Origin of the sequence: Paenibacillus qinlingensis, from assembly GCF_031455095.1 — a bacterium.
Lineage (GTDB): Bacteria > Bacillota > Bacilli > Paenibacillales > NBRC-103111 > Paenibacillus_E > Paenibacillus_E qinlingensis_A.
In genome coordinates this window covers 487,911-501,062 of sequence record NZ_JAVDSB010000003.1, presented here as the reverse complement: position 1 = coordinate 501,062, position 13,152 = coordinate 487,911, and the positions used below count along the sequence as shown (strand labels likewise).

Below are 13,152 nucleotides of genomic sequence, written 5' to 3'. Positions count from 1 at the left end.
CCTTTAATGGCGACCGGCATGTTGAATGATTAGATCTACAATTTCATCCTCAGTTAATTCTGTTGTATCAATGGACGCATGCGCAAAATTATAGGCATGTTTTCTTTGTTCCATAAGCGTGTGTACACGTTCCTCCAAATTACCTTGCAGCAGAGGGCGATTCGTATCTGCACTAACTCGCTCTATAATCGTTGCTGCTGTTGCTTCCAAGGCAACGACAAAGCCATGCTGAAGCATGCACGCTCTATTGGTTGCTGCTAATACAGCCCCGCCACCGGTTGCAACAACTTGACCTTCACTATCTAAGATGCGTGCCAACGTCTCTGTCTCCAAAGCACGAAAATGAGCTTCACCATGATTGCGAAATAATTCAGGAATGCTTGTCTGTTGAACCTCTTCTAACACCGTGTCAGAATCACAAAAACTCCATCCTAATCGCTCTGCTAGCTTCCTGCCTACCGTTGATTTTCCTGTCCCCATGAATCCAACAAGCACAATATTTCTGACTGTCACACTAATCCCCTTTTCCCTTGAGCTCGTCATACAAACTTTCCCAACATCATACCATAGCTCTTTCAGCATGAATACAATCCATCTAAAAATCATATAGTAGTGTGAATAAATTCTAGCACAAACAGTTAAGATTGGAGAGAGACCCCGCCGATAAGGAGAGATGGAGCTTTGAACCCAACTGTTCTGAACACGAACCACACGATTGCCTTTACGAATCGCACACAGCGCAAACTAGAGCAGATTTTGCACCCAAGCTATACGTTATGCAAAGAGGATGTCGTCTGGATTTTAGAATTTATTAAGAAAAAAGTGGCTGAAGAAGACCCGCTTGTGCAAGGTCTTACTCAACCACGATTATTAAGAAATTTCCGTTATTTCGCCGAGGTTTCTCTCATGCTCATCCACCGCCGCAATGGCTTCGATGAAGACGCTGACCGATTGAAGATGTGGCTTCGAGAAGCTGCCTACGGTTTACAAGAAGAGGCTTAACGACTACTCGTTACCCATCCAGTTGAAGTGGAAAGATCCTTCTTTGTCCACACGTTGGAACGTATGAGCACCGAAGTAGTCACGTTGCGCTTGCAACAGGTTAGCCGGCAATCTTTCAGTACGGTAGCTGTCATAGTAAGCAAGTGCGGATGCGAAGGAAGGAACTGCGATACCGCGAGTAACCGCTTCTGCAACCACTTTTCTCCATGAACCTTGGTAGTTATCCACTACGTCTGTGAAGTAAGAATCCAACAAGAGGTTTTTCAATTCAGGATTGCGATCATACGCATCCTTGATATTTTGAAGGAAACGAGCACGGATGATACAACCACCACGGAAGATCATAGCGATGCTGCCGTATTTCAGATCCCATTTATATTCTTCGGAAGCTGCTCTCATTTGAGCAAAGCCTTGCGCGTAAGAACAAATTTTGCTGGCGTAAAGAGCTTGACGAACAGCCTCAATAAACGCTTTGCGATCGCCTGTAAATGCTGGAGCATCAGGTCCTTTGAGTACTTTGCTTGCTGCTACGCGCTCTTCCTTCATCGCGGAGATGAAACGGGAGAATACGGATTCTGTGATGATGGAAAGCGGCACGCCAAGGTCCAGAGCACTTTGACTGGTCCATTTTCCTGTTCCCTTTTGACCAGCGGAATCTAGAATCACGTCAACCATTGGTTTGCCTGTTTCAGCATCGTATTTTGTAAAGATATCACGCGTGATTTCGATTAGGTAGCTGTCAAGCTCCCCATTGTTCCACTCTGTAAAGATCTCATGCAGCTCTTCCGTGCTAACGTTAAGTACATCTTTCAACAATTGATAAGCTTCACAAATCAACTGCATATCTCCGTACTCGATGCCGTTGTGCACCATTTTCACATAGTGACCCGCGCCATCTGGTCCGATATACGTACAGCAAGCATCTTCGCCAACTTTAGCAGAAATAGCTGTTAAAATAGGTTCTACCAATTTATAAGCGTCTTCTTGTCCACCTGGCATAATCGCAGGTCCTTTAAGTGCGCCTTCTTCACCGCCGGAAACACCTGTTCCAACGAAACGAATGCCATGAGCTTCAAGCTCTTTGTTGCGACGTTGTGTGTCAGGGAAGAATGCATTTCCGCCATCGATCAAGATATCGCCTTTATCCAAATGCGGAAGCAATTGGTTAATTGTGTCGTCTGTAGGTCCGCCAGCTTTGACCATGATCAAAATCTTGCGCGGCACTTCAAGGGATTGAACAAATTCTTCGACCGTGTATGTACCAACTAGTTGTTTCCCTGGTGCTTCTTGAAGAAGCTCCTTCGTTTTCTCAGCAGAACGGTTGAATACGGATACCGTAAAGCCTCTGCTTTCAATGTTTAATGCTAAGTTTTTCCCCATTACTGCTAAACCTACTACACCTATTTGTTGCTTAGACATGTCTCTCATACACCCTTCCGATATATAAATGTTTAAATCGTCATCGCGCCAAAACCGCCGTCTACTCTCAAAACTGTTCCTGTCACAAAGCTTGAAGCTTTCTCTGAAGCCAGGTACACCGCAGCACCTTGAAGCTCTGCAGCTTCACCAAATCGATTCATTGGCGTATGACGCATAATGGATTCAATTCGCTCAGGCGACAAAATCTTACGATTCTGCTCTGCTGGGAAAAAGCCAGGAATAATAGCATTCACGCGCACGCGACTTGGAGCAAACTCACGAGCTAGATTCTGTGTGATATTATTCACAGCTGCTTTGGAAGCGGAGTAAGTGAACACACGGGAAAGTGGTGGATCCGAGGAAACGGATGAAATATTGATAATGCTTCCGCCTTCACCTCGTTCAACCATGTATTTCCCGAACACTTGGCAGGCTATCACGACACTTTTCAAATTGACTTCCATAATAGAATCCCATTCTTCCATGGAAATGTCAAAGAAAGGCGTCGCACTATTTTTACCTGGACAATTCATAAGAATATCCGCACTGCCCGACCAAGCAACAACATCTTGGAGAACTTGCTCAACATCCTCACGTTTAGTTGCATCCGCTTGAAACGACTTCGCTTCTCCGCCAATTGCTGCAATACTCTCACGAACCTCTTCGCACTTCTCTTGATTGCGCCCGACGATCGCGACTTTAGCACCATGTCCAGCTAGAGCAAGAGCCATGGAACCACCAAGTGTACTATTACCGCCAATGATTACTGCTGTTTTCCCAGAAAGATCGAATAAGTTCATTGTCGTCATCCTCTCGAATAATATGAATTTGTCTATTAGGAATTATAGTTGAGGACTCCGTAGGTGCTGACTTTGAAAAGCGGTAATCGCGTCGAATTGATCTTTTAACTGATGATATACGCTCGTATAAATAGATGTCAATTGTTGATATACGCGATAATCGTTTTCATTTACCTCGTGAGCCTTGCCTACACGAATCCATTTGTGTGCATGCGATAAATCTTCAATTTCGCCCATCGCTAGTAGACCTAGCAGGGCAGCGCCTATTCCTGAGCTCTCAATAGAGTCCGGAACGGTAACTGCGGTCCCCAGCATATCGGTCATCATCTGACGCCAAAACTCTGAACGAGCGAAACCGCCAGACGCGCGAATCACCGAAGCAGGTCCCATCACCCGTTCCAACGATGTAGCAACGGCTTGAATGGAAAACATGACGCCTTCAAGGGCTGCACGAATCATATGCTTCTTCTGGTGGCTGAGTGAAAGACCGAAATACACACCGCGTGCATTGGCATTCCAATAAGGAGCTCGTTCACCTGACAGTAACGGCAAGAAGAGTAATCCGTCGGAGCCTGCACCAACCTCGGCAGCAAGTGCTGTCAAATGGTCGTAAGGATCCATGCCCATTCTGCGTGCTTCCTCTGCTTCTGCTGTCGCAATCTGATCTCTTACCCAGCGGAAGACAATACCCCCGTTATTAATGGGACCACCAACGACCCAGAAATTTTCGGTTAATGCGTAACAGAATAATTTCCCTTCAGGATCTGTTTGAGGTTTGCTAACAACACTCCGAACAGCACCGCTCGTACCGATCGTAACAGCGACTACGCCAGGCTCGAACGCGCCCACGCCAAGGTTGGCAAGGACACCATCTGATGCACCTACAATAAAAGGTGTATCCATGGACAAGCCCATTGTTGCAGCATCCGCTTGGCTCAATCCTTCAACACGATGCGTCGTCGGAACTAGTTTGGATAACTGCTTAGGCGTTACTCCTGCGTAATCCAATGCACCTGCATCCCAATCTAATTGCTCTAAATTGAATAAGCCAGTTGCACTTGCCAGTGAATGGTCGATGAGATAATCACCAAACAATTTCGCAAACACATACTCTTTAATTCCGATAAATTTATATGTGTTTCGAACAAGCTCTGGTTCATAGTGGCTAAACCACTTTAGCTTCAAAAGCGGCGACATCGGGTGAATCGGTGTACCTGTTCTTGCATAAATCTGTTGTCCGAGTCCGCTGAGCTTCAACTCCTCAGCATATTGACTGCTGCGATTGTCAGCCCAAGTAATGCATTGCGTAAGTGGCTTATTATGCTCATCTACAGCAATTAGCGAATGCATCGCGGAACTAAATGACACGCAAAGTACTTGATCAGGCTTGACGCCTAGCTTGCGAACGACTGCGCCGATCCCTTGCACCACAGCATCAAATATTTGATCTGGATCCTGCTCTGCGCGATCAGAGGCAGGGGTAAACAACGGATATTCGATGGAATGGGAGGCAAGAACGCGCCCATCCCGATCGATCACAAGCGTTTTGGTGCTTGTTGTTCCAATATCGGCTGCTATGATGTACGGCTTCTGACTATCCGTCATGGGCTAATATTCCCCTCCGCATCAAATGATAGGTCAAATGGCTCCGATAAAATCTCGATATCTGGATGTTGACGAGCTTCATCAAGGAGATTAACTGAAATTTCAATTTCACCTAGGTGCAATGTGTCTTGAATGCGAACTAGTTTGCAGGTCGTGTAATCTAAGATGTTACACGTTTTGACAGCCGCTTTAATTGCGTAGAAATCATTCTCTAATGTCGTTGCAATTTTCGTAGGCGCACATACCGTTGAAGTCAAACCATTGGCATACGTGAACTCCAGGTTTGTTTTATCTACTAGGCGTTGCGTCGTAAAATCAGCTGTACCTACACCGTTAGCATTTCCTTTTGTTTCATGCGTCAAATCAAGGACTACCATCTTCGACACCTCTGGGCCACCATGTGCATACGGTGTAGGATAACGCCCAGTTACGTTTGGATCCATGCCATCACCGCTGATGTTTTTACCGATATAATCAATAACAAGGACATCGATTTCATCAAATAGAATTTTGGGCAAGCGGGACTTCGCTTCAACAAGTAAAACTTCCTCGCGAGCCTCGATCTCCGCGGCTGGCAGTACTTCAACCTGACACGTTTCATCGTAAGCATTCTCGACAAGCGCAACACCGAAAACGATCGGCAGCTTCTCAATCATGAGATTCGCCATCGCCGGCACGTTCTCAGCCATATACTTAAAGCCTAGCTGATGACAAGCTTCAGCGCCTTTTTGCTTACCAAGACCTATCGCGATCATCTTCATGATGCCGCTCTCAATGCGTCCACGGAATGCTGTATGCGGCTTCACACGATTAATAACGACAATGGCATCTGCCTCTGAAGCGATGCGATCTACGTAAACTGGCAAACCATTAGGCAGTTGATCGATTTTGACGACGTCCATCGAAGAACGAATGGGCGCTCCCATAGTTTCTTCCGTTATACCAAAGTGCTGCAGCACCTCAGTCTGACCTTCTGCGGTTGCTCCGCCATGACTGCCCATACACGGTACGATGAATGGATGTGCGCCTCTAGCCTTAATCGCATCTAATGTTGTTTTCGTGAAACCAGCGATATTGGCAATACCTCTGCTTCCTACAGCTACTGCAACTTGTTGACCAGGAAGGATGCTCGGCATAACGCCACTGCTTTCCAGCTTATCGGCAAGTTCCTGCAAAGGATTCTCCAAAATTGTACGATCAAATTTCTGGCGGATCTTGACCATTTGCGGAATCGGAATATCTTGCAACAGCTCTCTTAGAATACTCATCGACTTCTCCCACTTTCTTAGGCTTGTAATGGTTGCACGGACTCACGAACAATCAGTTCCGTTCGCAAGAGCACTTGCTCTGTTGTATGCAATTTGTTCTCTATATTACCTAAGAGACGCAAAGCGCCTTCTTTGCTAATTTGTTCAATGGGTCTTCGTACAGTTGTCAAGGACGGCGTCACATACCCTGCGAAAACCGTATCGTCAAAACCTACTACGGATATATCTTTAGGGACATGTAAACCTGATTCAAATACAGCTTTAATGGCGCCTAATGCCATCTCATCATTACAGCAAAATACAGCTGTCGGCTTCTCATCAAGACTCAGAAACTGCTGCATCGCTTTATGACCGCTTTCAAGATCATACAATCCTGGCAAGCGATAGGCTGCTGGAACCGAGATCCCGTAATGGCCCATAGCACGATCAAAACCATCTTTCCGATTTTGTGCCGATTTAAAACCTTTGCGTCCTTCAATTAGTGCTATTTTCTTGTGGCCTTGCTTCACAAGGAAAGCTCCTGCATGAAAAGCACCTTGCTCCTCATCGGACAACACATTCAGCACACCAACGGTGTCCACAGGGCGATTCAGCACAACCAAGGGAATCCCTTTCTGTGCAATGTGTTCTATGATCGGTTGATCGTCATCACTTTGACTAACAATGATGATGCCGTCGAAGCTTTTCTTCGTAATGGAATGAAAGCTCGTGTAATCATCAATGCCCTTGACGATCAGCTGATAGCGATCTCGTATCACAGAGTTAACCCCACGAATAGCTTCGTAGAAGAAGCCTGCGGAAGTACCATTGCTTAGTGTGGTGAAAAATAGCCCCATGTTATACGAGCGATCCAAAACTAAGCTCTTCGCATTATAATTCGGCGTGTAATCCAGTTGATTAGCGATGATGCGAATGCGCTCCTTAGTCTCCTCTTGGATGAGCGGACTGTTGTTCAGCGCTCTGGAAACAGTGGTATGCGATACACCTGCGAGCTTCGCAATATCCTTAATCGTAACGCTCATGCCATCACCTCTATCTGAAGCATATCACATCTATGCACACGTTAACAATACTCTTTTTATAGAGCTAAAAAACATCCTTTTCGAGGAGGTTTTCACTTATTTTTGGTGTATGTTAGCTCGAATATCCCCCTCTAAACACACAAAAGAGAGTCCCGTATACGTTCATACAGGCTCTCTTTCATCCCAGCACACTATTCATTCTCACATCTCCAATAGAAGCATTTCTTGTCTAAGCTCGATCAATTTCGCTTTACTTTCCATCGCGGCTTTGGTATCCCCGGACGCGATTGCATCTTGCAGCGTAGCTAATTCATAATCAAGCTCCATTCGCAAAATAGGGATGCGTTCATCCGTCCTCTTCGATCTTAGTGCTTGCATGACTTCTTCTACGGTCACAGCAGGCTCCTTCTGATACAGCACCTTATGTTCAATTCCGCTAATCTCAACCATGCGGATGATCTCTCCGAACATAATATTCTCAATGAGAATTTGCCGATCCTTAAATCTTTTAACTACTGCATGACCGCGTGTATCCCCGATCAGCTTCTCCATCATTTCAGCGAGTTTCTCATCCTTAAATGAATAATTGCCAACAATCTTATACTTCTCGCCAATCCGTTCAAATTTCAGCTTAATCAGCTTGCGGCCTGTTCGAATAGAAATGATAAATTGCAGTTCACTTTCATTCCAATAGAGTGAGTATCCTTCTTGAATGAGCGCTTTAATGAAGTTCCGGATTAGCCGGCGATCAAATCGTAACTCTAGGTTGCAATACTCCACTTCATGACTCTTACTCACGGCAATCCCCTCCATAATTGGTGCATAATCATTTATTTAAATATTCAGACAACTTGTGTTCTTACAGTTATCTTATTATGAATTCTATGTTTTAGCAACTTGGATTATGGATATTTTTTTAAAAGAAAGCGTACAAAAAAAGCCGATGCCTGTTTGCCATCAGCTACAGTCCATGAATCGGCCAGTCTTTAATTAATTCATTAATTAATGCCAACCCCAGAAAAATCCATCGCGCTCCCAGGCTGCTCTTCCAGCATGTAATTTCTTGAAAATTTTTTTAACCTCTTTGGAAATGGATTGATTACCATTCTCGTTCACATAAATAAAGGATTCCCCAAAATTGTTAAGAATATAGTCAACTGCATCTTTTTGATACAAAATACCTGCCGATTTCAATTCATTCAGCATCCACTCTGCAATTTCATTCTCTTTCATCCTCTAACCATTCTCCTTTTCAATCCTTGTCCATCTCATTATTATAGCATAAATACATGTAAAATCCGCACCTGACTAGGGACACCAGCACAATCATTCAAGTTGCCTCTTTTAGCCCATGCCATACGGCTCCTTGCTCCATATGCTATGTCGAAAGTCAATGACAGGTCTTAGAAAGAGAGGGTGAATCAAATGGGTTATGGCGTAGCAGGTGTTGGTGGAGTTGGTTGTGGCGGCGGTTATGGATCTTCTGCAGCAATCTTGGTTCTTTTCATCTTGTTGGTTATTATCACTAGCGCTTTTGTAATCTAATCTTCTCCAGATAAAAAAAGGCAGCCCCTCTGCATTCATTTGCGGGAGCTGCCTTTTTTATAACTAACCTCGTTTACTTCCCAGCCTCAATGTCTTCTTTTGAAGAACTTCCAACGAAATAAAGAATTTTATTATTCCATCCTGTTGATTGGGTCAAGGTAAGTTTAGTTCGATAGAAATGACCATTATCATTGGTCAAATAGCTATATGTATTTTCTTCAGGTAATTTATCGATGATGATCGGATTTGAAGCTATGATAACGCCATTAATCGGCAAGTATTGAAAATCATTTACATATTTCCTTAATTCCTCGAGTTTGAGCGGATCCTTCTCTTCGGTTATCACGATGGTTTCGTAGTTCGTATAGGAGATTTGCGGGGGTTCGTTCCCCCATACATTTTTCAATTCGGCCTCACTTACGTACAGTTGACCTGTAAATTTATCTTTCGCCTTACGCAACCCATCTGTGCGGATCCCCATTCGCTCCACATCAATTAAGCGGTAATACGCTTGATCTGTATTATTTATTAGCATGGGATAGGTAGCCCCGCGGTAATCCATATATTGCGCATACGGAAATTGCAGCTTGATGTCCAGGTAATTCGTTGCCGTTCCCTCCGCAGGTTGATTGGCATTCACACGTGGATTAATAAAGATAGTTTTCGTACTTTCCTCCCAATTAACAATAGCACCCAAATGACCGCCTAATTCTTTGACTGGCAAATAACTCGAATTATTATAGATTAATGGCGGATTCGCTAACTGAACGGCTTGTCCATTCACAACAACCTTATAATCACTTCTCAGATACGCATCGACACGTTGAAGCACATCTTGTGCGTATACACCTGCCCCAAAGCAAGTTCCCATCAACGTTCCGATGATTGTTATTTTTGACCACTTCGGCATTTTCTTCATATCGATTTCTTCCTCCTGTACCTTCCATTGCTTGTAACTACCCTTTCGACAAATTCCTAATTTTCCCTGCTTTTTTCGACAATATCGATCTTTGGACCTATACGCAAACATCGAAGAAACTTGCGATTTATTGCGAGAAGTAGAAAATTACTTTAGAATAGTTGAAAAATAGGATTGAAATGAGGACCATATACCATGAGTTTTACTGGATTTACACAACATGATTTTGATACCTTTGCTATCGAAGGCTTAGATGGGCGTATGGCTGCCATTCGCGAACGGATTCAACCAAAATTCAAAGCGTTAGGCGACAAATTAGCTGCTGACTTATCCGTTCAATCTGGCACTGAGATGTACCTACATATTGCCAAACATTTACGACGTACAATCAATCCGCCAGTCGACACTTGGATGGCGATTTGCCCTTATAAACGTGGCTATAAGCAAGTCCCCCATTTCCAAGTTGGACTTTTCGATGATCGTGTATTCATCTGGCTTGCCCTTATCTATGAACTACCGAACAAAGGAAACATTGCGACAACGTACATGAACAATTTGAAAAAAATTCAGGCTGAAATCCCGAAAGACTTCCTGATCTCTTTTGACCATATGAAAAAAGATACAACAGCTGTGTCTTCCCTCGACACCACGGGTTGGAATGATGCACTTATCCGATTCCGTGATGTCAAAAAGGCGGAGCTGCTTATCGGTCGCAATCTCAGCTTCAATGATCCTGTATTAGCGAATCCTGCTGCATTGGAACAACTGATTGAGGAAACCTTCCAGCAGCTGCTTCCTTTGTACAAGCTCGCCGTAGACACGCCATCGCTCTAATTTCATGAAAAATTTATGTTAAATTAAGGTTGATTTCAACTAAAACGTGGCTTTCCTGCGCAGACTAATCCTGTAATTCCCAATCACACAGGAAGGAGGCCTCGAAACCATTGGAAACAACGAAACTTAGAAAGCTTCTCATCAGCTCGATCGCACTCTCCTGCATCTTAGGTGGAAGCCTAACTGCCCTCGCGCAGAATCCTGATTTGGACGAACAGCCTACCGTAGGGTGGCAACAAGCTGATGAGCAGGGACAAGGCGGACATCATAAACGGAAATGGCCGATTATTGAAGAATCAGCCACAGTTATTGGTGTAGACAAAGAAGTTCTCTTCAAATCGCTGAAGAGCGGTAAAAGCATTGTTGAAGTCGCAGCCGAAAAAGGCATTTCGGAAGCTGATCTAACAGCAAAACTCCAACAACTGCGGACAACGAAGATCGAAACAGCCGTGAAAGACGGCAAGCTAACTGCTGACCAAGGCGATCACATGAAGCAAAAGCTTGGCGAACATCTCAAGTTCATCCTCAACGAGAAGAACTTGCTGGCTCACCACCCTGGTGGTCACGGTAAACACAAATTCGGTCTAAAACCCGATACTGAAAAACTCGCACAATCACTCGGCATGAGTAAAGACGAGCTTCGCACGCAACTGCATGCAGGAAAGTCGTTAACTGAAATTGCCCAAGCAAAAGGTATTTCCAAAGACAAGCTAGTGGTATCCATTAAGGATCAATTAACCCCTTCTATCGAGAAATGGGTAGATCATAAAATGGAACCGAAAGCGAAGAAGTAACGATGTGATATATCAAGAGGGGCATTCATTTGAATGTCTCTTTTTTATTTTTTAGAAAAATGAGTGATTACTCACTTCTCAATCTCATACATATGACGTATGATAAGTCTAGATCCAATAATGAGTGATTACTCACTTTTAAAATTAGAAAGAGGTGCAAGCTATGACGTCCAACACATCGATTCACGTGCAAGGGGTCAGTAAACAATTTGGTGATAAAACCGTACTGAAAGACATTACGCTTGCTGTACCTAGCGCAAAGATATTCGGTCTGTTAGGTCCATCCGGCTCGGGAAAGACGACTCTTGTTCGCTTGATTGCAGGCATTGAAGCCCCTACAACCGGTCAGGTGCACGTACTTGGCCAAAAGATGCCACAGCTTGCGATGCTTTCTCAGATCGGCTACATGGCACAATCAGACGCCTTATACACCGAATTAACTGCGTACGAGAACCTGGCATTCTTCGCAGCCTTGTATGGACTCCAAGGAGCCAAATGCAAGCAGCGGATTCAGGCCGTCATGGAACTCGTTGATTTAACTGAACACTTGAAGAAGCAAGTTAGCAATTATTCAGGAGGAATGAAACGGCGTTTATCATTGGCCATCTCCTTGCTGCATGAACCCAGCATCCTCATTCTCGATGAGCCTACAGTCGGGATCGATCCTGTCTTACGCAATTCCATTTGGCAGGAACTGACCAATCTGAGCCTTAACGGAACCACCATTCTTCTGACGACACATGTCATGGATGAAGCAGACAAATGCCATCAGCTTGGCATGATTCGTGATGGCCAACTCACAGCAATGGGTACGCCTGAGGAGTTAAAGAGTGCAACCTCCTCCTCCACGATTGAAGAAGCATTCCTAGTTTATGGAGGTGCTGAAGCATGAGAATTCGAGCCATAGTCATTCGTATCCTTCGCCAATTTTTTCATGATAAACGCACGCTAATGATGATGCTTATTGCCCCCATGCTCATCTTGTTTATGATGTCGTTAGTTTTCAATGGCAACACCTATACCCCTAAACTCGGAGCCGTCAATGTCCCTGCCCCGCTCATTCAGAAATTACAAGATTTGAATGCCGAGGTCACGGTATACACCGCCGAGGAGGCTCAAACGAAACTAGACAATGTACAATTAGATGCAGTACTCGTGATGAACGGAACCACACCGCAATTGACCTTAGAAGGTAGTGATCCAAGTAAAAACAAAGCTGTCCTCTTCTTATTGCAAAAGGCGTTACAAAGTGCCGCCACCGCAGGCACTGCACCTGCTCAGACACCTGCCATCACATATTTACACGGCGCGGCTGACATGGCTGCTTTTGATAATTTCGGACCGGTACTCATTGGGTTTTTCGTCTTCTTTTTCGTATTCTTGCTTTCAGGGGTTTCTTTCCTCAGAGAACGGACGGGAGGTACTTTGGAACGCTTACTTGCAACGCCGCTTCGCCGTTGGGAGATCGTCGTTGGCTACATCCTCGGCTTCGGGATCTTCACTACTTTGCAAGCAACGCTCATTGCTTGGTTCGCAACTTGTGTCCTTGGTCTGATGATGGTCGGCTCCTTCTGGTATGTCCTGCTCATAACATTATTGCTTGCGTTAGCCGCCTTATCCTTAGGTACACTCATTTCTGCATTCGCCAACAATGAATTCCAAATGATTCAGTTCATCCCTCTCATCATTGTTCCGCAAGTATTCTTCTCTGGATTGTTCAGCTTGGATACGATGTCGGTTTATCTTCGCTGGATCGGTCATTTGATGCCGCTATATTACGGAGCTGATGCTTTGCGAAATATAATGATTCGCGGCGCTGGTTGGGATCGCATCTGGCTTGATGTGCTCGTATTAGCGGCATTTACAATCGTCTTTATGTTCTTGAATATTGTGGCATTGAAGAAGCATCGTAAGTTATAATGGATGGATGTCAAGGAAGGGATA

15 protein-coding genes are annotated in these 13,152 nt (G+C 44.6%); 6 read left to right on the top strand and 9 right to left on the bottom strand.

Going from position 1 to position 13,152, the window contains the following annotated elements:
• Nucleotides 1-3 precede the first annotated feature (3 nt).
• A complete protein-coding gene (locus J2736_RS13120) occupies nt 4-582 on the bottom strand; it encodes a shikimate kinase (protein ID WP_310227185.1) in 579 nt (192 codons plus the stop codon).
• A 99-nt stretch (nt 583-681) separates the two neighbouring features.
• On the opposite strand from J2736_RS13120, the gene J2736_RS13115 reads away from it, so the two are divergent.
• Nucleotides 682-1,002 carry a hypothetical protein gene (locus tag J2736_RS13115; RefSeq protein ID WP_310227183.1) on the top strand — a complete coding sequence of 107 codons (321 nt, stop codon included), beginning with the start codon at nt 682-684 and terminating at the stop codon, nt 1,000-1,002.
• Nucleotides 1,003-1,005: 3 nt separating this feature from the next.
• Here J2736_RS13115 and gndA read toward each other — a convergent pair whose 3' ends face one another.
• From gndA to J2736_RS13080, 7 genes are all read right to left on the bottom strand, one after another.
• Complete coding sequence (gndA, locus tag J2736_RS13110) at nt 1,006-2,421, bottom strand: NADP-dependent phosphogluconate dehydrogenase (protein WP_310227181.1); 1,416 nt, start codon at nt 2,419-2,421, stop codon at nt 1,006-1,008.
• A gap of 32 nt (nt 2,422-2,453) precedes the next feature.
• Entirely contained in the window at nt 2,454-3,221 is a 768-nt protein-coding gene (locus J2736_RS13105; RefSeq protein WP_310227179.1) for an SDR family oxidoreductase, read from the bottom strand.
• 42 nt (nt 3,222-3,263) lie between these two features.
• Nucleotides 3,264-4,826 (bottom strand): gluconokinase, encoded by a 1,563-nt coding sequence (gene gntK / locus J2736_RS13100; protein ID WP_310227177.1) that lies wholly within the window; start codon nt 4,824-4,826, stop codon nt 3,264-3,266.
• The gene (locus J2736_RS13095) at nt 4,823-6,094 is read right to left on the bottom strand and encodes a nickel pincer cofactor-dependent isomerase, group 22 (protein WP_310227175.1); all 1,272 of its coding nucleotides are present in this window, start codon (nt 6,092-6,094) and stop codon (nt 4,823-4,825) included. Before J2736_RS13095 ends, gntK begins: the two co-directional genes overlap by 4 nt.
• A gap of 17 nt (nt 6,095-6,111) precedes the next feature.
• On the bottom strand, nt 6,112-7,116 hold the full coding sequence (locus J2736_RS13090) for a LacI family DNA-binding transcriptional regulator (protein ID WP_310227173.1): 1,005 nt from the start codon (nt 7,114-7,116) through the stop codon (nt 6,112-6,114).
• Nucleotides 7,117-7,317: 201 nt separating this feature from the next.
• Nucleotides 7,318-7,914, bottom strand: coding sequence for a hypothetical protein (locus J2736_RS13085; protein WP_310227172.1), 597 nt, complete (start codon nt 7,912-7,914; stop codon nt 7,318-7,320).
• A 204-nt stretch (nt 7,915-8,118) separates the two neighbouring features.
• Nucleotides 8,119-8,349, bottom strand: a complete 231-nt coding sequence (locus J2736_RS13080; RefSeq protein ID WP_310227170.1) for a DUF6953 family protein — start codon at nt 8,347-8,349, stop codon at nt 8,119-8,121.
• Between the two features lie 192 nt (nt 8,350-8,541).
• Here J2736_RS13080 and J2736_RS13075 point away from each other — a divergent pair, with 192 nt between their 5' ends.
• On the top strand, nt 8,542-8,661 hold the full coding sequence (locus J2736_RS13075) for a YjcZ family sporulation protein (RefSeq protein ID WP_082595333.1): 120 nt from the start codon (nt 8,542-8,544) through the stop codon (nt 8,659-8,661).
• Nucleotides 8,662-8,734: 73 nt separating this feature from the next.
• Here J2736_RS13075 and J2736_RS13070 read toward each other — a convergent pair whose 3' ends face one another.
• Nucleotides 8,735-9,580, bottom strand: a complete 846-nt coding sequence (locus J2736_RS13070; protein ID WP_397340616.1) for a stalk domain-containing protein — start codon at nt 9,578-9,580, stop codon at nt 8,735-8,737.
• A gap of 195 nt (nt 9,581-9,775) precedes the next feature.
• Between J2736_RS13070 and J2736_RS13065 the strand changes: the two genes are divergently transcribed.
• The 4 genes from J2736_RS13065 to J2736_RS13050 all read left to right on the top strand — a co-directional run bounded on the left by J2736_RS13065 (nt 9,776) and on the right by J2736_RS13050 (nt 13,128).
• The gene (locus J2736_RS13065; protein ID WP_310227165.1) at nt 9,776-10,414 is read left to right on the top strand and encodes a YktB family protein; all 639 of its coding nucleotides are present in this window, start codon (nt 9,776-9,778) and stop codon (nt 10,412-10,414) included.
• A gap of 110 nt (nt 10,415-10,524) precedes the next feature.
• On the top strand, nt 10,525-11,208 hold the full coding sequence (locus J2736_RS13060) for a hypothetical protein (RefSeq protein WP_310227163.1): 684 nt from the start codon (nt 10,525-10,527) through the stop codon (nt 11,206-11,208).
• 163 nt (nt 11,209-11,371) lie between these two features.
• Nucleotides 11,372-12,100: an ABC transporter ATP-binding protein gene (locus J2736_RS13055; RefSeq protein ID WP_310227161.1), complete on the top strand. Its 729-nt coding sequence runs from the start codon at nt 11,372-11,374 to the stop codon at nt 12,098-12,100.
• Nucleotides 12,097-13,128 carry an ABC transporter permease gene (locus J2736_RS13050; RefSeq protein ID WP_310227159.1) on the top strand — a complete coding sequence of 344 codons (1,032 nt, stop codon included), beginning with the start codon at nt 12,097-12,099 and terminating at the stop codon, nt 13,126-13,128. The genes J2736_RS13055 and J2736_RS13050 overlap by 4 nt, the downstream gene beginning before the upstream one ends.
• Nucleotides 13,129-13,152: the final 24 nt, after the last annotated feature.